Here is a 21,230-nt window from a genome sequence, read left to right as displayed (position 1 = left end):
GATTCATTTTCTTTTAAAATTGTTATTTCTGTGTACTTTTGACACAGATGCTAATTTATAAGTTTTATAACAATAAAAAAATCAAATGCGCAATAAAAAGGTATCTGAACAACAGATTTTACAAAATATAACAGTAAAAGCTGATTCATTCGAATGTTCGATAACGGCCGATATTGCGGTTTTTGGCTATGTTGACCATCGATTGAAGATATTGCTGACCAAAAGGTCGGTCGGTGAGTTTACAGACCATTGGATGTTACCAGGCGGAGTAATGGAAGCCCATGAAAATATTGAGGATTGTACCCATAAAGTTCTTTTTGCGCTGACTGGTGTAAAGAACATCCATTTTGAACAGGTGAAGGTCTATTCGAGTATAAACAGACACCCTATTAAACGTGTTATCACAGTTTCGTTTTATGCTTTGGTACGACCAGAAAACCATCCTTTATTTCTTAAGGGCAATGTGGAACAGATTGCTTGGTTCGATATGGATGAGATTCCCAAAAATTTAGGTTTCGACCATGCCCAAATCATCCATGATGCCCATATGTTCCTCAAGAACAACCTCAAGGACAGATTGGTCATGGGGGAATTGCTCCCCAAAAAATTTACGTTGTCGGAACTACAGGGTCTTTATGAAGATATTCTTGGGCTTGAATTGGACAAACGAAATTTTAGAAAACGAATTTTCCAGATGGGAATTCTTAAAAACACCGGGGAAGTAAAAGTGGGCGTAAAAGGGGGACCTATTCTTTATGAATACCCTTTGGAGAAAAAGCCATAATTCTCTCCGAGTAGATTTTTGATTATGGTAATGGCACTTCTGCATATATAAATCAAAACAAATGGTGATCCTTCTTTGAGGATTTCTTCACCGTATCACAGAAAAATAAAAAAGGGTGTAGAATTGAGTTCTAATCAATAATCATAAATTATAGACGGTAAACCCATTATAGGTGAAGTTTAACCAAACGATGGGAATCGTGCGGCAACAGGGGTATCTGCCACTGCCCATATCGTTTACCGTTTTTAACAGGCCAACTGGGTCATTGGTATTTCTCCGCTCTTTTCAACAATTTCTCCAACCCGGGTTCATTCGGGTCGTGGGGCAAACCCGGATGGATGCACATGGCCGGGCATTTCTCTGCTGCAGCAACGATCTTTGAGTATTTGTCGCCTTTGGGATTGTGCACGTGGGCTTGTTTGTTACTGTTGTATTTAAAAACATTGGGCACCGCATTGATACAATCGTTGCAAGAAGTACAGTCATCGCTTTCCACCCAGGCCACTTTACTCACCGATACTTCTTCCTTAGGAGTTTCCTTCGGAGCCGGCTCTGTTTTAACGGATTCCTGATCCGCTTCCAATGTTACGCTAACGGGCACCGGAGCGGTTGAATTGACCGCAAGGCTGGCCAAGTCGGTTTTTCCTTCCATGAGTGCAAAGAGTATATTGTGGATGGATTTTTCAATGTCAGCTGATCTTTGGGTTTCATACTCCTCGTATAACCGCGCTTCCAGTTCTTTTAGTTCTACTTCCTTGGCCTGTGTCCACTCAGCTTTGGACCTCGACAACTTATCTTCAAAATGCTGGCTCTTGACACCTCCGAGTTCCTGTAAAAAACGCCAATAGTCCAGCCTACTTCTTATCCGTTGAAGCCAGGATGCAGGAATGGCCGCCCTATGCAGTTTGTAGTCTTCATCCACTACCCAAATGATGGGTATCTTTCCTATCTGGGACTCCAGATCGGCTGAAAGATAGTCTACTACAGATACCAGACTTTCCTTTTGATACCAGTCGGGAATAATCTCAAGGGCTTGCAAATTGAGCGTTTCCATAGCAAGATAATCCGCAGAGCTCAGACTAAACTGTTCCGTATGCTTTCCACCGGGAATTTTGATTTCCAGAACTTGATTTGGATATAAGAGATCGCATTGTGGATTGTCCTCCAAATTGAAATGGCTTCCAAAATCCATCCCGGCCTCGATATCGTAAGTCAGGCGTGGAAATTGTCGGCTTTCGATCGCCCTATGAATCCTGATGGGACAACCGGGGGCGTCTTCCGATCCGGCATCCGGCAGCAATACGTTCCAGAGTACCGGTGCGGTGGCGTTCAGCCCATCACGTAAGGCATTTTCAAAAGCGAAGGGGTCTTCAATACTTCCCTGGTACACATAGGCATTTCTGCGGAAGATGGCCAGTGATGCAATCTCCAATGCGCTTTCTTCCAACTCAGAAGATACGACAGGTAAATTGATGTCGTTCAATGTATTGATGGCGAAAACCTTAATAAAGGCACCGTCTGACAAAAGGGAAAGAAAATCCTTTGGCTGTTCGGCAATACTGCAGCTCTCGTCAATGACAATGACAGGGGGAAAATATTTGATATCCCCAGAATTCAGATAGGACGGGGCGAATCCTGCAAAATAGGCATCGTGCAAAGATTCATCGTAGGTCTGTCCTATTTCAAGCTCCGCCAAACGCATCGCCTGGATCAGTGCTACAAAATTCGACAATTCCTTTTTTAAATAAACTTTGGCATGCGAAATGGCGTCAGATTCCACAACCTCAATAGTTGCCTGACCGAACACCTCTTTAAGGTCATAGCTTTCCAGTAGTTTTTTTGTGATAAAGATCTTATTGGGATGCTCTGTATAAGATTTCACAGCGTTGGAAAGTACCTTTATGCTATCCCGAATTCGCTTGAGTCTCGCCTTTGGCAGATCTGAACTAACCCTGCGAGGTGCGACATCCTGTACTTCGTCTAAAGACAAAAGGTCCCTGGCAAACTCAAAATGCGTACTGTCCTTTTCCCGGCCCTTATCCTGAAGGTCGACAATTTCATTCAATCCGGATAGTTTCCGTTGGATATCAACAATGAACTCTGAAAAAGGTGCAATTCGCGCTTTCAAATGAATATTGAGCAGATGAAAAGGAGTCCGTGCACCAAAACCCATGATAGACCCTTTGTAGGATAGGAGTTTTTGTTTTATTGGATCTAATTGTTTTTGAAAATCCTTGGGTGTGTCGTCGCCCAGAGCATTGCCCAATATGTCCATCAATTCATGAACCTGGGAACCATAATTAAGTTCCGGTTCAGCCACTCGCAGTTTCCCTTGAAGTGACAAGAGGATGGAAGGGAGTTTCTCCATCAAGACTTTACTGATGTCCGCAGCACAATGATTTGAGATCAATACTTCGAGTCGCTCATGAAGGCTGCAGAGATTGTTTTTTTCCAGATCGAATAGTACCGGATAGTGCATGGCAGGTACTATGTCCCACAAGCACGGGGCGGACAAAATCGGTGCCACGGTAATATTTTGGCAAAAGTCCGTTTTTACACCCTGCACAAAGTACTTGTGCAATTGATCGCGATAGCTTTTCAATTCCTCATTCTGAGGTGCGGGTTCTTGCTCTCTAGTAAGCACGACGTTCCTATCGGCATAACAGTCGAGGACCTGATCCGCATTTGAATTATTTATTTCGTTCATTACACTGAATTACTAGTACTATATTGATCCAATAAGGATTCCAGATTCTTCTTTTTTTCCTCGACACCCATTCCGAGATTGTGAGCTCCATATTCATCATAGCGGGCGTTGTTGGTATTTTGATATAGCAAACCGATTGGAATGCCATTATTGATCTCCGCGTGTTCCCTGGCCTTGTGAATATTGGAAGGATCGTGTTCGATTACTCTACTAAAGGCTTTCCTGGCCTTTGGTTTTAGATTGATCCCATTTTCATGTGAGAGCAGGATAAGGTTTTTCGGGTCGACAGCAATATCACCATAGAGATCGCGCATAAACGCAGGGCACCGTTGAACGATGCGCACAAAGGCGAGGCCGGGATGCTCGGCCGCTTTTCGTATGGTCGCATAGAGGTGAGCGGAATTCCAATCCACGGTTTGCGCCACGAAGGAGACATTGGCCAATCCCAAGGTAGTTTGTATCGGGTTGATCGGAGGAAGGACGGAACCCCTGGGGTGCGTATTGGAATGGGTGCCCAACGGGCTGGTGGGTGAAGTTTGTTTTTTGGTCAAACCATAAATGCCATTATCAAAGAGCAATGCCACCATTTTCATATTGTACCGAATGGCATGTACCCAGTGCGCTGCACCAATTGAGCAACAATCGCCATCTCCGGTTACAACAAAAACGTTGAGGTCCGGTCGTCTGAATTTCACGCCACTGGCTACCGGGAATGCTCTTCCATGAAGGCCGTGAAACCCATAGGTTCCCATATAATGTGGAAATCGACCACTGCATCCGATACCGGAGACCACCACCGTTTTTTCAGGTTCATATTGCATGTCCTTGCAGACGCGCTGTACCGTGGTGAGTATGGAGTGGCCCCCACAACCCGGGCACCAGCGGGCTACGCCTTTACCATAATCCTCCATACCATAATCATGGTCAAGGGAGGGGACGGAACATAATTCATGAGTTTGTACAAGCATAGCATTACAAGTTTTTATACTTTGACTTCCGAGTTTTCAATATTCAATTCGCGCTTGATCATTTTCAATACCTTTTCAGGGTTCAGGGGTTGCCCATAGACATTGCTGAAACAATCGATATCCATGTGTGTTTGTGCCCTAAGGAGCCACGCCAACTGCGCATAGCGGCGATTCTCCTGATTGATCATTGGATGGCCCAGGGTATCGCTATAATTGATCTCAACGGTGATGACTTTTTTGAATCTTTTGAAGATATCAACCAATCCCGGAACAATGGGAAAAAGAAATCGCAAGTGCAAGCTGCTTACCTTTAGTCCTTCGGCACGGGCATCGGTCACGGCTTCCTCTATGGCACCAAGTGTAGATCCCCAACCAACCAGCAGAATATCACCTTCCGGGTCACCGTTGATCTTTGGTGGTTTAAGGCTTTTCTGGAAAGAGGCGATCTTTCGGCTTCGGCTTTCAACGCTGGCCTGATTAATGTCCGGGTCGTATGCCACCTTTCCTGTCTTTCCATGTGCCAGTCCCGTTACAGTATACATACCGCCTTTCTGCCCCGGAATCGGTCTTTTGCTGGTTCCTGTATTTTCATCCCATCCAAATGGCCAGGCCCCATCCTTCCATGGGCTCTGATCAATGGGATTGGTCAGCCACAAGGGGTCGATTTTTGGACGCGGGAAGGGTTGTACCCCTGTTGCCAGGTTCGCATCACTCAATAATATGACGGGCGTGCGGAATGATTCGGCAAGCTTGCGTGCCAAAACTACAAAGTGAAAACACTCTTCGATGGTAGCGGCTGCAAGCACTATTTTTGGGGCATCCCCTGCCTCCCCGTAAATCGCTGCCAACAAGTCGCTCTGTTCAACCTTCGTCGGCAATCCGGTAGAGGGCCCCCCTCGCTGAACATCGATTATCACGAGCGGGATTTCAGCCATGACGGCCAAGCCGATAAACTCGGTCTTGAGTGCCAATCCAGGTCCCGAGGTAACCGTTACTGCCGGTTTTCCTGCGAAAGAAGCACCGATCGCAAATCCGATTGCAGAAATCTCATCTTCTGCCTGATGCACGATACCCCCGACCCTTTCAAAATTTTCGGCCAGGTGATGGGATACGGATGTCGCAGGCGTTATTGGATACATCGAACACAGTTCAATACCCGATGCCATGATGCCCATACTGAGGGCTTCATTTCCGTTCATGACCACCATATCATCATCCACATCCATCGGCGTCACCTCATAACGAAAGGGAAGATGTGCTCTGGCCCAATCATATCCTGCATGCAACAACTTGATATTCAAATCTATTACCGCATCGGTTTTCTTTTTAAAGATTTTTCGGATCTGATTCTCCGCCTTGGGGATGTCACGATCGTACATATAACAGAGCAGGCCCAGGATCCACATGTTTTTACCTTTGCGGGGATCAGGCATTAGTTTCTGACATTCCTCTTCCATGGGGATCTCGACCACCTGTATGCCCAATTCCTTAAATTTCAGTAGTGCTTCCGAGTACTGCTGTCTAATGGTTTCCTGTTCGCTTTTGGCCCATTTATTCTCGATAAACATCAGGGTATTCCCATTATAGGCATCTTGGCGGATTCGACCGTACACCACCTGCTCATTGAGGGCGATCACCAGATCTGCGTGATTTCCCATATTGCTCACTTTATCGGAACCGATACGCACCCGGATTCCGGAGGCGCCTTCTCGGGAGCGTGCGGGTGGTTGTATTTCTGCCGGAATGATCTCAACGGTCCAAACACCATTTCCCATTTTTGCGGAGATTGCCCCGAAGCTCTGTCCACATTTTTGGGCTCCTTCGCCTGAATCGCTTACGATTTCAACAATCGCTTGTTTGATTTTCCTGGGTTTAATCCGGTCGCCCTCGTTCAAGATATCACCACTGACAATGTAATCCATATTCTCTTGGCCTTTTGATTAAAAACAGCTTCAAAGTAGCAAAAACCAGATTTACATTAAATGATATATATCAACCTTTAAAATTATGGATCTAAAGAATTCCTCGACGCTCTGGGTAGGGGTTGTTCATTCATTGAGTTAAGGAATGACCATAGTTCGGTCGTCCCGACAAAATGAGGTAATATGCTTTTCTTTTTTAATATGCTTGTGCCATCTGGACTTGGACATTGAGAAAAAACCTTGTCCGCCTTACAGGTCTCTTTGAAATCCTTTTAACAATTGGTTTACTTATCCCTAAAGTAAAAGCAATAAGTGGATGAACTTTAATCAACTTTCTATTAGTACTGTTGCCAGCAAATATTTATGCATCAATACAAAATGTAAACTATCAAAAAGGAACATTTGATGGAAATGGGGTTTCCTATCTTTGTATTAGAATACTACTGCAATTTCTTTTTATTGTTTCGGCTTATATTAGTTCAGTCCGAATTCCTTAAGAATATGACAATGGGTAACTTATAGAAAATTCCTACATTTATAAAAGTTCAAATAAACGATTCGAAAGTAAATTGTTGGCAAACGTCATAAATGGGTAAGGAGAAAAATAATTTCATAAAAGGAAAGCACTGGATTTTAGTGCTCATTATTATTGTTACTTCTTACGGAATCTATACAGGTATAGAGGATTTGAAATATGGGAAGGAAATCTGGACGGATGAAAGTAGAGGAATATTAATTGATAATTGCTTGAGGGAATCGAAGGATATGGCAATTAAATATCGGGAATTGACTTTTGAATATTGTAAATGTTCTGTTGAAAAAATACAAGCGGATTTTACTCAGCAGGAATACATAGAAATTAAGGAGGAGGAAATTGAAATCCAGAAAAAGAAACTACTTCCAAGTTTCGAAACTTGTTTAACAGAATATCAGGAGAAAATCAAGGAAGAAAGAATTAAAGACTAATACATAATAAAATTCAAATAAACGATTCAAAAGATTGAAGCTAAATCAAATGATAAAAAAACTAGCAATTCTATACATATTCGTCTTATCATCAAATTTTATCATATCTCAAAATGACATGATAAAATCATTGGTGGATAAAACTGATAGTTTGGATTTGGATATGTGGGATTTAGTGGATTTCGCCAAACAAAATCTAGAATCCAAGAATGATCAAGCTCGATTTTTTTATCAGTGGATAGGGTCCAACATTGTATATGACGATGAACTTTTATCAAATTTGGACAAAGGTCTTGTTTCAGATACTGCTTTCTGGGAGAGTCAGGATTATTATAGGGTTTACGAAAATCGCAAAGGTGTTTGTGCAGGTTATGCTGGACTATACAAATGGTTCATGTTTGAAATAGACATAGAAGTTGCAATTATTTCAGGACATATAAGGGATGAAAGGAATCATTATTTGGAATTGGATGCTGATGATAGTTTTAGACATGCATGGAATGCTATAAAATTGGACGGTAAATGGATTTTACTGGATTCTACCTGGGGTACTTCTGGTAATCAAGGAGTTTCAGATTTTTATTTTGACATAGATCCAGGGTTAGCCATTATCACCCATTTTCCTGAAGAAAGCAAATGGCAATTATTAAAAGAACCTTTAACATTGGAGGAGTTCAATAGGTCAAAGTTCATTAAACCCTATTGGTTTCAAATTGGTTTCAAAGATATTCCTGTTTTAAAGGAGGATGCCAACTATTATTATTTAGTATATAAAAGCAATCCTAATAAGAATTGGTCTATAAACCTGATGTATGGAACTGATAATCGCAATTATCAATTTATAAATGACACTGTTCAAATTGAGCAGGATGACTTTACCTATGTTAGGTTTAATAAATCGAATATACCACCAAAAGCATATTACAAGATGGATTTAATTTACAAAGACCAAGACAATGGAACTTCAACCTCAATATTCAATGTTTTTTATTTTAAAACATAAGAAAGCCGATTTGTTAACCAATTTGTGCAACAAACCAAATAAAGTTCAAATAAACGATATAAACAGGTTGTCCCTAATTCACCGTATAGAAAGAACCTAAAAAAACCAGTAATGGAAAAAATTATCAGTAAATTTTTTTGTCTCTCGTTGATTTATTTAACAATTAGTTGCTCAAATGATAACGAAAATGGGCAAGAAGTAGATATCGATTTGACAAATGGCCTTATTCTTCAAGCTCTATTGGATGGAAATGCACTTGATACGAGTGGCAATATGCGAAATGGTGAAATAATTGGAACTGTCAGCCCAATAGCAAATAGGAATGGTGAGGAAAATGCAGCTTTAGATTTTAATGAAGATAACGGACATATTGACTTTGGTAATATACAGGAATTGGAAATAGACTACAATTCTACAATTTCCATCTCTGTATGGATAAATCCAAATGGTAATCAAGTAAACTGGGATACTATCCTAAATCAGTTTTTTCAAGGACCTCCCCCTTCCGCACCTGGAAGCCTCTACCTGGGTTTAAACCCCAATAATCAAAAAGTCAGATGGAATATTCTTGGTTATACGTTGGAGTCTTCATTTCCAATCCAATCAAACGTATGGACGCATATCGTAGTAACATATGATAACAGAAAAGCTGATTTATATATCAACGGGGATTTAGACGGTGAACTAAATTTTGGACAAGAAACTTTATTGTTTGGAAGTGGAGCCCCATTTAAAATTGGGAAACAGAGTTTAACTTCTAGTAATGCTTCTGGATTTAGTGGATCAATTGATGATGTCAATATTTTTAACAGGCTGTTAAAAGAGAATGAAGTACAGGCATTGTATAATAAAAACTAAGCACAACAGAGCACTAAACCAAATTGCACCTATCGCACTACCCAGAATATCGCCCTTGTGCGGGCATCGAGCCAAAACAGTACACAACTCATGCTAAAAGCAATTTGGCACTGTAATTGATACTCCCAACAACACGAAATCCAACAAGGATACGTCCGCTCACGCGGACTCCTTGGCAAACCACGCCATAAGATGATAAGAAGGAAAGTTCTTTTGACATGGTTGAACGGATTTCGTTATATTTCCGTAGAAATCACAGCACTACGTTTAGCGCTCTGTTAAAGTTCAAATAAACGATACTGACTGAGCTCCTTCTGACGTATATTAAGTCCAGACAACTGTTACCAAAGGCGGTCATAACCATATACCAAAAGTGGGTTTAATAGGTTCTTGTTCAAATGACACGGACAGATAGCATTGCCCTTTCCTAGAGTAAAAAAATAGCTTGAAATGATTGGCATAAATCATTGACTCATTTTTGTTCAACTCTAGTTAATTCCTTGCTACAATCATCCGAACTTGATGTTTCTAGGACATTTTCTTTTACTATGATGGTTTCATCCTTCCAGGTTTCCTTGCCTAAAGTGTTTCTCCATTTCACCTGTCCCACATAGGTGCCTGGACTTTTTTGGGAAAGATGGAAGCCTACTTCATCCAAGGTAAACTTGTACCTTCCAAGCCCCCCTAGTTTTGAATACCGTCCTTCTATTTCTCCATTTTCATTGGTATAAAAAGTAACTACACGTCCATCACATCCTTCCCATGATCCAATGATATTCGGATCGGTGGAAGTCACTATTGGGTTTATAGATTTACAGCTGACCCATATGCCCAAGCTTAGGGACAGTAATACGATGAAGTTTATTTTCTTTACTTTCATTAGTCTTTTCTTTGATATTTATCTTTCATAAATTCAAAATACATATAGCCAAAACGGTCGTACCAGTCTTCAACCCCGAACTTGGCCTCACAAATATTGAGTTCCATCATGGCGTCGGCCAAGCTCTGAAGAAACTCGCCATATTTTTTGTCATAAGCCTGTTCAAGTTCTGTAACGGATTTTTCTATATTTCTCCGTTGTGTTTGCCAGGCCAACCCACCTACTCCACTGGGTGTAAAACCAGATACGTCATCACCAAAAGAAATTGCGGCATTGGAAAAGTCCTTCGTACATTTATAGATTGTGGCAAGCTTTTCAAACTGGTACCGCATGTTGTTAAACTTCTTTCGGGCTTCAAAAAAACATTCGGCGCACTCTAGATCTTCCTCCTCCGAAATGTAGCCGTTATCGTCAAGAGATAAATCAGTGCAAATGGAGGGAATGGAGGGTGCCTGGGTCGGTGGAGTGGAACTGATACATTTACCCAATCCGTTGTTATAGGTATCATAGAGCAATTTAACGTTGTCCCATTGTTTCCGTATCGTGGCGATAGTCTTGTCTAAATCATTGACTGCTTTGTCCACAGCTTTGCGCTCGCTCTCCAAGGCCGCTAATTGGCTCATGACCATTGCATGTTTTGAATTTTGCTGCTTCTTCCAATTTTCAAACTCTTCCATGGTCAACACAGCACCCCCATCTTGACCAAAGCTTGATAACGGCACTAATGATAGAAGCACCAAAACCACTGCAGTCCCTTTTCCTTTTCTTCCCATAAGCTTTCCGGCCAAAATACCAATGACCAGTAAAGCAACCCCAAGGGCAATGTACAACAGGTAATTGGTCCCACCTCCATCACCGCTCGTCCCAGCAGCTTCGCTGGGTGCGGGTTCACCACTGGATGTCATTTCATCTTCATTGATCGACCTAAAGGCACTGCCCAAATAGGTTTTTTTTTCGGGGCTGGCCACCACTGCAATGGTATAGATTGAATTGTTGGGTTGCTCCGGCTCTATTTTTATTCCAAAACTTCCCCAGGTACGTATTTTGAAGTCCGCTACCCCATCTCGTGCATTGCCAGTGTTTTGCTGGGCCTGCACGGCTTCCCAGTTATCTTTTGCCAAACTTACTTTTAATGGAGTGCCGTCTACACTGGTGACCAACACATCAACAAAATTGTAAAGGTCGTGGCCGGTAACGTAGTGGTACATTGCGGAATCCTTTAGTCTATTAAAATAAACAATGCCAAGTTCCCCTTCGTGCCCCGTTCTAGTGTCTGCCAATAGTTTCAATTCTACCGGCTGAATCGCTTTGTTCAAGGTGAAAGGTTGGGCATATCCCTGAAACGCACCTATAAACAAGAGGCCAAACAACAAGATGTTTTGCAATAGTTTCATCTTAATTTATTTTTGGTAGTGATCAATAAGATAGTTGGCAATTTTGTACGTATTCTGTTTCTGTTCTTCCCTTTGGGAGTCTGTCAGTTTGGGACCACTGGTATTTAAATAGCTATAGCTGATTTTTATAGGGTTTCCATAGTTGGTGTTTAACAGTAGCAGGAAGCCCTGAACGGGATGTCTTTTTATATAGGTATCCCCAGATTCACTTATGTGGACATCGACCATCTCGTTCTTTAGCCCACTTTTTATTTGGTCTTCAACAATGTTCTTGTCTCCCCACTTTTCAAGGCTTATTCCGTAGTTGACCGTAAAATTGTCTGGATGGGTCACTTTATACCAACAATTTCCTTGATAGTTGCTTTGTTCCTCTACTTGATCATTGCTGTATCCCAACGCCTTGGCCAATTGTGAGGTGGTAAGTTTGCAATTTTCACTTGGAGCGTATAGTTGGGTATAATCCCCTTTTTGCTCCAAATCCATTGCGCTGGCAGCTTCCAATTTTACATCTGTCCCGGAACTCTCTGTGGTTGATTTCTCCTTTTTTCCGGTATTGCCGCAAGCAGCTATTAGCAACACGCCCAAAAAGGCAATGGTAATGTTTGATACTTTCATAATGTTGTTATTATGTTTCTTAAGGCACTCCTATTTTTGAATTTGGCTTACAGTTAAGCCTATTCATCAATTCTATCAACTTTAATATTCGCTATCTCCAATGGTTCATACTTGATATAATAGTTCTCTGCCCCCGCTATAATCGGACTTATCTTTATCTCTCTGCTATCACCAATAAAATCGAACATAATTTCGTCGTATTGGTTATTGATGAACCACGTATCGTTATATCTTCCTGTGACATTGGTCATCACTTTTTTGTTTCCGTATTCCCCAGGTTTAAGTTTGATGATCACGCGGTATCTTTGTCCGGCCTCTGGATTGAATTGCAAAACCAGATACCTCATTTCAGGTAAAAACCCTGGTGCTCCATTGTTTACTCGCGGATAATATTTGTTTTCTGGATACACACTGATGTATCTGGGGGACTGCTCAAATTTTCCAAAATATGACACTACCTTCATATCCTTGTCCGTCATTCGTCCAGGTTCAATTTCCCATGATTTGTTATACTTAAGCCTTAGTAAAGCAGAACGGTCATATGTGGTTGCGGGAAGCTTTGCTATTTCTTTTGCATTAAGGCTTTCAAATTTTTTCACGTCTATCCTTTGCGGCTTGGCAATGATTTTATTGCTCAAATCTATTTTGGAGGTCTGAGAAATATTGATGTTTGTGTTCTTGGGCAACTTTTGGGCAGTTATTGTACATAATCCCATTAACAATGTTATTAATGATATTCTCGCCTTTGTTTTCATGATGATGGTTGAGTTTAAAATTATTTGCCTTATTGATGTTTATTTTCTTATTTAATTATTCTTTAGAGAAATGTGTGCTTTTGATGACATTGTTTTTATTCATAATCTTTAGCTTGTATTTTCCCTTTTGCAATTTGTTCACGTTCAAATAAATCTCATATCGGGGAACTTCTTCAAGTATGCCTTCATACCTCTTTTTCTTCATGGTGATATGAAGTGTTTTTGCGTTAGTCAATCGGTAAGGTTGAATGAATGGGTTGTAGGCCATCATTCAACGCTGGAGCAAACATAATGGCACATAATGCTGAGGGCTATGAATTATGTATCAAAGCCTATGAAATATGTAACAGGGTAGAAAAACCTTGGCCTTAAGGAGACTCGGGAAGGTTATTTTTTACTGAATTCAGAGGGAGATGTTCCATAGGTTTCCCTAAAACACTTTGTAAAATAGGAATGATCGTTAAAGCCTACCTGATAGCCAATTTCGGAGATATTGGCATCACTTTTTTGTAGTAGTGAAGCGGCCAATTTTAGCCTTTGGCTACGAATGAATTCCGTAGTGGTCTGTCCCGTGAGCGCTTTTAACTTTCGGTGCAGTTGCATTCTGCTCATACCCAAAGCTTTTGCAAAATCTTTTGAATTAAAGTCCGATGCGACCAAATGATTGTCCAAAACATTTTGAAGGGACTCCAAGAAGCGTTCATCATAAGAACTGATGGATATGTCCTTTGGGGTTAAAATAATCTCTTGACTAAACCGCTCCTGTAGTTTTCTGCGGCTCTCCAATAAGTTTTTGGCAGTCTGCTTCAAAATTTTGTTGTTGAATGGCTTGGTCAGATAGGCATCGGCACCTGTTTCCAATCCTGTCAGTTTATTTTCATCACCGGCTTTTGCCGTGAGCATTAGAATGGGAATGTGGGACGTAGCATCGTTGGTCTTACAATTTTCGGTCAATTTCAGTCCGTTCTCTTCGGGCATCATCAGGTCTGTTATGATAAGATCGGGAACCTGTTTCAGTGCTTTTTGAAAACCGGCGCTTCCATTATCGGCTGTAACAATATTAAATTCGTCATTAAAAATAGAAGAAACGTAGTTGCGTAAATCCTCATTGTCATCCACTAACAAAATAATGTCCCGGCTTTCATCACTTTTCGTACTGGATACTTTACTCTCATCTTCAACGGCATCTGTATTTTCTTGATAGGTTTCCTTTAAAGTTATTGATTTTGTGCCAGTTACTTTTTCCTCGTTTGAGTAGTCGGTTTCAAGTATGGGCAATTCTACGTGAAATGTGACACTTTCCGGACCGCTCTTGGTCTCAATCTTTCCTTTATGCAATCCGACCAGTTCTTTGGTGAGAGCTAGCCCAATGCCCGTGCCTCTTTTATTGGTATGAATTTGGTGAAAGCGGTTGAATATTTCCAGTAATTCTTTTTTTGTTAGGGATACACCTGTATTTGTCACCGTTAATGAGAGAACGCCCTCTATGATTTCCGCCTCAAAATTTATCTTGGCATTTTGTGGGCTGTATTTTAGTGCATTGCCCAAAAGATTGCCAACCACCTTCTGAAGTATGTCAGCATCAAACCAATAATGATTTTGATCTTTGGAGATTTTTATTTGGAGTTGTTGGGACTTTTTTTCAGCGCTGAACAAGAACGATTCCGCCTGTGATTTCAAAAAAGTGGACAATATTGCTTTACCTACATGCAATTTGTAAAATCCTGATTCCAGTTTTGATAGGTCCAGCAACTGGTCTACCAAAGTGGCGAGCTGTTGGGTGTTCTTTTTGACAATAGTCAGGTTCCGTTTATCTTCTTGGCTTAGTTCAGCACGCTCCAGTTGCTGTGCTACCGGACCCTGAATCAAAGACAAAGGTGTACGCAGTTCATGGGATATGTTGGCAAAAAAGTTTGATTTGGCCACATCCAGCTCTCTTAATTTTTGATTCGTTCTTTGACGGTTGCGATAAAGCACAAAGAGAAACAATACTGCCACGGATGTTAAACCTATTCCTCCCAAAAAAAGATTGCGCTGATTCCTTTTTTGTTGTTCGGCAAGTTCATTTTGTGATTTCAACAGTGCTATTTCTTGTTCTCTCTTTTGTGTTTGGTATTTGGCTTCAAGGTCCAGTGCAAGGCTTTTTTGTTTTCTGGCCTCTAGAGAATCTTGCAGAACGAATGATCGTGCATAGTATTCGACAGCTTGCTCAAAGTCCCCGGTTTTTCCATAGGATTCTGCCAGGTTTTTGGTGATTCCCAGCAAAACACCACTAGAACCGGCATCGGCTTGTTTAAAATAGGCATAGGCGTCTTCAAAATATGGTACGGCCTGTTTATAGCGCCCAATTCTTAGAAGAAACCCAGCGTAGACCCGATTGGCGTTAGCAATTTGATTAGGGTCCCCTGTCTCAGTGAGCAGGGCAAGCCTTTTTTTATAGTAGGCATCGGCTTGATCATAATTATTGAGGTCTGTCTCTATAATACCCAAGGACCAATAAATATTGGCTACGTTTTCAATGGAACCGTTGCTTTTAAAATATGCCAAGCTTTTTTTAAAATAGGGCTTGGCCTTTTGATATTCCTTTCTTTGCCCAAAAATATTTCCGAGCATGATATAGCCGTAGTGTTCCTGATCGCTATCATTTATTTCCGAAGCCATTTGTATGGCGTTTTTAAAATATCGTTCGGACTTTCCGATATAAGAAGTGTCCTGTACGCTGTAGGTCCTTAAGAGTACTTTGCCTAGATTGAACAAAGCTTTGACAACATATGGGTTATTTTCTCCAGAAAATTCTGCAATGGAATCTATTTGCTGGTAGGTGGCTATTGCATCAACATCTTCAAACTTTGAATAATGTATGTTTCCAATGGAAAGCAGTGCACTGGTGGTCACTTCGGGCAAATTGTTCTCCATCCCCAAAGCGATGGCCTTTTGGGCATAGTGCTGTGTGGAATCGTAATCTCCTTTGTGAAAGTAGCTATTGGCCACCTCACTTTGCGCTTTGCCCAAGAGTAAAGGTGAGGACATATTTTTTGCAATTTTCAAATTTTGCAATGCCAGCAGCAGTGCATCATCATATGCTGAGATTTTTGACAGGGAGTCTATTTGTGATTGGTTGGTCAAAAACTCTTGGGGTATATTTTGACCAAATGATGAAATACCTATTGATGTAAGAATGCAAACAAGATTATATTTATTTATGGCCATTTTTTTCAACACTCTTAATCACTAAGTTAACTAAAATATATCTGGCTTAAATTAGGTGCAAGGAGTATTGGTCTTCATCTTGGGGGTCAATTGACCTTAAAATAGTTTGATGGGATTTAAGAGGACCTGAGATAAATCAGAGTTTAAACAAACGACAACTCATCATTTCAATTCCAACCATTTATATCGATTTAATTATATTTGAGGTGTTGAAAGCGATTCAACCATAAAAGTTCACAAATCGTCAACAATAATTGTGAACTCTTTCAGGATATTGATATACACTGGGCTGATGAACTTAGGTTCTGAACCCAGTCAGGTCACTTCTAAAAACCGATAGACTTAAGTTTATCGGTTTTTTTGTTTTTAGCCTATTATTAATTTAATATGGTAAAAATAAAGCTCACAATCCGGCAACATATTATCTTGACTGAAAATGGGGAGATTTGAATGTATGGTTGGTTTGACTTTCGCAGGAGACTGTTTAATACAAAAACTTGTCTCTATGAGATCAGGTAACACATTTTCTATCCTTTTTTGGTAATACGGACCGATGTGCGGAAATCAACAAGGAAGCAAGCCTTAATAAAAGATCAAATCTCAATGGCAATAAGACCAACACCCGCCATACTTGTGCAAAACAAAAAAGAACCTCATTTTCCAAATAGCCTGCCACACTTTTGCAACTACCGTTACCCTATTCAATGGAGTTCCTATTGAAACAATATCTAAAATGCTAAGTCATACAAAATTGGCCACAACACAAATCCAAGCCCAGATACTTGAGAAAAAGGTAAGTGAGGAAACGATATATGTCTTGAGACATTCAATGATAAGTATTCGAATCGTGGCAAAACCAATAACTTAAAAATAAACAATTGTTATTGTATTTTTCTGACCTTCCAAATATGAAGGTATCGGTTTAAGGATAAGAGAATTGATTATTAATCGGCCTCATTTTTGGGAAAGATTTATACTTTGGAAGACCGCAGTGTTTTTGACTAAGGATAAGGTTATTTTCACCTTATCCCCGTCAAAAACGAAATTGATAATTAACTAAATAGATAACTTATGAATATCTTTAAATGCCTACTTACCTGAATGCAACCACAACATCCCCTACATAAAATTTACCTTCCTTTTCTTTAATCGAGCTCCCAGCAGGAATTTCTACAATCAACCTTGCTTTCTTTGCAGAAATATCAATGCTACTATTGCTATCGACACCCTCGGAAATTACCTGATGTGCAATGGCATCGTATAGGTCAACTTTTTCGTTACTTTGACACACATACCTGACTGTTTTGGAGGTTTCATGAGGGTTATAGAGCAAAAAAGTAGGATAAGATTCCTTTCTATAAAAATCGGTTGCCAGACAATCCAACTTTAATATACCGGGCACATCCGTTTTTTCAATGATTGCTCCTGCAATTCCAACATGACCACTACCATAAACACTAAACTGAGAGACATCCGGATTGTCCGGTGTCCAATGTGGTCCGTCACCAATTGCTATTGGAGCTTCAAGATCGGAATAACCTTCCAGATGGGCATTCTTTATCAAACCTTCATAGGCAATTACACCTTTGGTGTACTCTTTTTTATTGGGCAAGGTCTGATGCGCATCGTCCATTTCATAGGGATAAAAGAATTTGGATGCATTGGCCGCATTCAACATCCATTTTCCAATGGTCGTCGCATACCTGGGATCATATCGTACCATCGGTACTAAAGGCCACATGGTATCGTAGGTGTTCATCAAAAAAGCAAAGCCGCCATGATCGATCGTACTTCCCACCAATCCCGACACATCATAACCATTCCAATTGTCCTCTAGTACACCCCAGCCTTCGCGACATACCGATGTTCCATCAAATGTCCAATCCAATATGTTATGATAATCATAGGATGTTCCTTCTTCAGCATTCATCCGTGCGGCTACATAAGCTCCGAAGGGCATTAGTATTTCATAAAAACGATTTTCCTTTTGGGAAAGAAGTGCCTCCAAGGAAGACTTTGCCGCATCTAGATACTTTAAATCACCGAACTTTCGGTAAGCCGCATATAAAACATAAGCATGGCCAGCCGCGGCATCCTCTTGGTAACAAATCCAATTGTCTTTGGGTTGGAGCGACCCATAATCGAAAAAGGTATGTCCATAATTTCCTGCCAGTATGGAATCGGCTTTTTGAAAACGATCTGCAATGGATCGTTGTATCAATTCAAAATCATCGTGCTGTGGATAGAAATTAGCTACACCATAGAAAAGGAGGTTGGGGTAAATGTCATACCACCAATCCCTTCCATAACCTCCGCCCAGTAAAGCAACATCTGGCCCTGTATTGTTCATCACAATATTCCAACCTGTATCGGAATTAAAATAGTTCTTCAACATGGCCACATAATCTTCCCCATGCTGATCTGATTTGTCGATGCCCACCAAAGAAGCACCAAGAACGGAGCTAATGGTGTTCAAGGATTCATGGAACATACCCTGGTGATTGTCTGGTCCCTGCCTTGTATCACCTAGTGCAGTATAGATGCCAAATGTTTCTTGATCAAAATTTTTCCTCGACCCATCCTTCCAAATCAAAGGCCAATGTTCCCCTGTTTGGGTGCTATCATATACAACATGATCATAGGATAGTGCCAACTTTTTAAAATCCAAAATTTTATAGGGTCTGGGCATAAAAGGCATGCTATCCACACGATCAATGCTCATTTGGGATACCGATACCGCTTCGACCTTTTCTTTGTTTTGACAACCAATGATAAGTAGCATTATGGTTCCCAATACAGTAAGTATTCGTTTATTCCATTTCATGTTCTAGTTCTTTTTGTTTCTTTAATAATTGTTTGGCTATTACTATGGATAACAATTGTACGCCCCCTATAATCAAAAGAGCATATCTAAGTGCTATTTCCACACTTCCCAAATAGGCCAGCCCCAAAAATGTCATCGCTCCTACAAAACGTCCTACATACAATCCAAATTCATGGTTTAGGATATAAGAGAATTCATTTCTTCCTTCAAATTTGGACAAAACATCGATCAATTTTAATTGTATGGGAAAATAAGCAATGTCCAGCACAGGACGTGCAATCAATAAGAACATCATAAATAGAATAACACCCATGGTGCTAAAAAACAGTCCATTGAAGATTGCTGCTAAAAAAAAGCAGACCAATCCCACGCTGAATATAAGCAATCGATGCTTTGGTTTGGAGTATTTCCCCAGCAAAAGCATAACCAATGCCGCTACCAAAGCTCCTATAGACTGCGCAGTTCCCAAGGCACCCTCAGATCCAAAAAAAGTCATCATCAACATAGCTGGAGCGGTTACAATGAACCCTTGTGCCAACCCCTTAAGCAAAGACATTTGAATCATCTTTTTCCATATCGGATGAAATTTGAGGTAGAAAAATTTCTCGCTCTTGGGTTTTTCATAAGATCCCATGTGAAAAACCACCGAGGCCAGAATAGTAATAACAAAAACAATTATGGTCACTGTTTGGTATCTAAGATTCACTCCTTCATTGGCCAACGAGTCCCCATTGACCAAATACCACCCAACCATGATCGGTACCAAGACACCTGTTACGGTATAACAAAAAGTATCCAATCCATAATAAAAATTACGGGTTCTATCCGCTGTGGTTGTCAATACCAAATAATCGCGGTTGGACCAGTAGAGGCCAAAGGACATTCCCATAATCAATCCTGCTAGGGTCAATCCAAAATAACTTATCTCTTCCAAAGACATCATGACCACCATGGAAATCCCGCTCAAGAGCATACCCATTGAAAATAGTTTCTTGATGTTCACCATGTTCAATAGATAACCATTGATTAAAAACGTCAGGGGAATTCCCGAATATATGGCCAATTGATACAGCATGACCTTGGTTGGGTCATTTGAATTTCGCATAATGTAAGACGCCACAAAGATATCCACTATGGGCAGCACAAAAGCATACACGAGATTTGTGATGATAAGAATCTTGGCGTTTTTGGAGAAATCTCCCCACCCTACTCCAATTGATTTTTCCATTTATTTAGTCTAAAGTTTTGAGTATTTCTGATATAGATAGTGTAGCCAAAGCCACATGTTCATCCGATGCCCCATAATACATATGGATATCATCACCATCGATTACATGTCCATTGGTAAAAATGACCTCTCCAAAAAAACCAACCTTTTCATAAGTTTCCTCGGGTTCCATTATTGGGGTTTCCGATCGTGAAATCACCTTAGAAGGATCTTCGAGATCTAATAACAGGGCACCAAGACAATATCGGTGATGGTGGTCTGCACCATGATATATGGCCAACCAACCTTTTTCAGTTTTAATTGGAGCCGCCCCCGCACCAAGTCTTGCACTATCAAATCTATTCGGACGGGTTCGGGCGAGACATTTATGATTGCCCCAATGGATACCATCCATGGATTCGGCAATCCACATGTAATTGCCCCCAAGTTCTGGACTGCTCGGTCGGTGAAACGCATAATACTTCCCTTTGATCGTTTGCTCAAAAATGGCACAATCCTTATTGTGAGGACTTAAGATCATACCATGGGACTTAAAATTTTTCCAATCGTTTGTTGTCTTCATCCCTACGCCCACTCCATTAGAGGATACCATGGTATAGGTGAGATAATAGGTGTCCCCCATCTGTGACACCCTACAATCCTCAATACCATAGCTTTCGTAGGTTCCTTGTCCAAAGATTGGAGGAAACTCCATGGATTCCTTAAAAGTGACACCGTCTGTACTGAATAAAATCCTAAGATGCGAAATCGTAGTGAGGTACTGTTCCCCATCGTAGGTGATTACCCTCGCATCGGAATTGTCCAACTTTGGATCGTCCAAGGAAAAATCCTTTATTTTCAATTGCCCTTTTTCATCATATATGGGTACCGAAACCAATCCTTCCTTCTGATTGGTACGTTCGGCCACCCGAAGCACCATGCACGTTTTTTCCTTGTACTTAAATACCCCCGGGTTGAGCAAACATTCGATTGTCATTTCAGGTTGGCTCGGTTCGAGATCATTTGGAGACAATAGCGGGTTCTGCCCATGACGGGCCACTATATTTTTCATGAATAAATATCTTATGGTTTGTTATGGTATGGACCTATTGGAAAGCAGTGAAACATTTCACTGCT

The 21,230-nt window shown here is 40.8% G+C and carries 16 protein-coding genes and 1 pseudogene; 5 read left to right on the top strand and 12 right to left on the bottom strand.

Annotated features, from left to right (window positions below; all coding sequences use genetic code 11):
• Positions 1 to 85 precede the first annotated feature (85 nt).
• A complete protein-coding gene (locus tag ACQQ5U_RS17580; protein WP_437399541.1) occupies positions 86 to 784 on the top strand; it encodes an NUDIX hydrolase in 699 nt (232 codons plus the stop codon).
• 262 nt (positions 785 to 1,046) lie between these two features.
• Here the strand turns inward: ACQQ5U_RS17580 and ACQQ5U_RS17575 are convergent, their stop codons facing one another.
• Genes ACQQ5U_RS17575 through ACQQ5U_RS17565 form a run of 3 tightly spaced genes read right to left on the bottom strand, consistent with a single transcriptional unit; the run spans position 1,047 to position 6,381 of the window.
• Positions 1,047 to 3,491, bottom strand: a complete 2,445-nt coding sequence (locus ACQQ5U_RS17575; protein WP_437399539.1) for a ferredoxin — start codon at positions 3,489 to 3,491, stop codon at positions 1,047 to 1,049.
• A complete protein-coding gene (locus ACQQ5U_RS17570) occupies positions 3,491 to 4,459 on the bottom strand; it encodes a thiamine pyrophosphate-dependent enzyme (protein ID WP_437399537.1) in 969 nt (322 codons plus the stop codon). Before ACQQ5U_RS17570 ends, ACQQ5U_RS17575 begins: the two co-directional genes overlap by 1 nt.
• Positions 4,460 to 4,473: 14 nt before the next feature.
• Complete coding sequence (locus ACQQ5U_RS17565) at positions 4,474 to 6,381, bottom strand: 2-oxoacid:acceptor oxidoreductase subunit alpha (RefSeq protein ID WP_437399535.1); 1,908 nt, start codon at positions 6,379 to 6,381, stop codon at positions 4,474 to 4,476.
• Between the two features lie 588 nt (positions 6,382 to 6,969).
• Here ACQQ5U_RS17565 and ACQQ5U_RS17560 point away from each other — a divergent pair.
• The 3 genes from ACQQ5U_RS17560 to ACQQ5U_RS17550 all read left to right on the top strand — a co-directional run bounded on the left by ACQQ5U_RS17560 (position 6,970) and on the right by ACQQ5U_RS17550 (position 9,208).
• A complete protein-coding gene (locus tag ACQQ5U_RS17560; RefSeq protein ID WP_437399534.1) occupies positions 6,970 to 7,347 on the top strand; it encodes a hypothetical protein in 378 nt (125 codons plus the stop codon).
• Between the two features lie 118 nt (positions 7,348 to 7,465).
• The gene (locus ACQQ5U_RS17555) at positions 7,466 to 8,350 is read left to right on the top strand and encodes a transglutaminase domain-containing protein (protein ID WP_437399533.1); all 885 of its coding nucleotides are present in this window, start codon (positions 7,466 to 7,468) and stop codon (positions 8,348 to 8,350) included.
• A 111-nt stretch (positions 8,351 to 8,461) separates the two neighbouring features.
• Positions 8,462 to 9,208 carry a LamG domain-containing protein gene (locus ACQQ5U_RS17550; protein ID WP_437399532.1) on the top strand — a complete coding sequence of 249 codons (747 nt, stop codon included), beginning with the start codon at positions 8,462 to 8,464 and terminating at the stop codon, positions 9,206 to 9,208.
• Positions 9,209 to 9,680: 472 nt separating this feature from the next.
• Here the strand turns inward: ACQQ5U_RS17550 and ACQQ5U_RS17545 are convergent, their stop codons facing one another.
• The 6 genes from ACQQ5U_RS17545 to ACQQ5U_RS17520 form a co-directional block, all read right to left on the bottom strand.
• On the bottom strand, positions 9,681 to 10,088 hold the full coding sequence (locus tag ACQQ5U_RS17545) for a hypothetical protein (RefSeq protein WP_437399530.1): 408 nt from the start codon (positions 10,086 to 10,088) through the stop codon (positions 9,681 to 9,683).
• Positions 10,088 to 11,482: a hypothetical protein gene (locus ACQQ5U_RS17540; protein WP_437399529.1), complete on the bottom strand. Its 1,395-nt coding sequence runs from the start codon at positions 11,480 to 11,482 to the stop codon at positions 10,088 to 10,090. Before ACQQ5U_RS17540 ends, ACQQ5U_RS17545 begins: the two co-directional genes overlap by 1 nt.
• A gap of 6 nt (positions 11,483 to 11,488) precedes the next feature.
• Positions 11,489 to 12,097: a hypothetical protein gene (locus ACQQ5U_RS17535; protein WP_437399527.1), complete on the bottom strand. Its 609-nt coding sequence runs from the start codon at positions 12,095 to 12,097 to the stop codon at positions 11,489 to 11,491.
• Positions 12,098 to 12,156: 59 nt separating this feature from the next.
• Positions 12,157 to 12,852 (bottom strand): hypothetical protein, encoded by a 696-nt coding sequence (locus ACQQ5U_RS17530; RefSeq protein WP_437399526.1) that lies wholly within the window; start codon positions 12,850 to 12,852, stop codon positions 12,157 to 12,159.
• A 55-nt stretch (positions 12,853 to 12,907) separates the two neighbouring features.
• The gene (locus tag ACQQ5U_RS17525) at positions 12,908 to 13,057 is read right to left on the bottom strand and encodes a hypothetical protein (protein WP_293281838.1); all 150 of its coding nucleotides are present in this window, start codon (positions 13,055 to 13,057) and stop codon (positions 12,908 to 12,910) included.
• Between the two features lie 182 nt (positions 13,058 to 13,239).
• Entirely contained in the window at positions 13,240 to 16,062 is a 2,823-nt protein-coding gene (locus tag ACQQ5U_RS17520) for a hybrid sensor histidine kinase/response regulator transcription factor (RefSeq protein WP_437399525.1), read from the bottom strand.
• Positions 16,063 to 16,696: 634 nt separating this feature from the next.
• On the opposite strand from ACQQ5U_RS17520, the pseudogene ACQQ5U_RS17515 reads away from it, so the two are divergent.
• Positions 16,697 to 16,930, top strand: a pseudogene (locus ACQQ5U_RS17515) (site-specific integrase); the annotation flags it as partial.
• 225 nt (positions 16,931 to 17,155) lie between these two features.
• On the opposite strand, the gene ACQQ5U_RS17510 reads toward ACQQ5U_RS17515, so the two are convergent.
• Genes ACQQ5U_RS17510 through ACQQ5U_RS17500 form a run of 3 tightly spaced genes read right to left on the bottom strand, consistent with a single transcriptional unit; the run spans position 17,156 to position 21,165 of the window.
• Positions 17,156 to 18,886: a hypothetical protein gene (locus ACQQ5U_RS17510; protein WP_437399524.1), complete on the bottom strand. Its 1,731-nt coding sequence runs from the start codon at positions 18,884 to 18,886 to the stop codon at positions 17,156 to 17,158.
• Entirely contained in the window at positions 18,873 to 20,114 is a 1,242-nt protein-coding gene (locus ACQQ5U_RS17505; RefSeq protein WP_437399522.1) for an MFS transporter, read from the bottom strand. The genes ACQQ5U_RS17510 and ACQQ5U_RS17505 overlap by 14 nt, the downstream gene beginning before the upstream one ends.
• A gap of 4 nt (positions 20,115 to 20,118) precedes the next feature.
• The gene (locus tag ACQQ5U_RS17500; RefSeq protein ID WP_437399520.1) at positions 20,119 to 21,165 is read right to left on the bottom strand and encodes a glycoside hydrolase family 130 protein; all 1,047 of its coding nucleotides are present in this window, start codon (positions 21,163 to 21,165) and stop codon (positions 20,119 to 20,121) included.
• Positions 21,166 to 21,230: the final 65 nt, after the last annotated feature.

It is taken from the genome of Flagellimonas lutimaris (assembly GCF_051494225.1).
GTDB classification, from domain to species: Bacteria; Bacteroidota; Bacteroidia; order Flavobacteriales; family Flavobacteriaceae; genus Flagellimonas; species Flagellimonas lutimaris_A.
The sequence above is the reverse complement of the archived record's forward strand: the minus strand, read 5'-3'. Positions and strand labels throughout refer to the sequence as shown.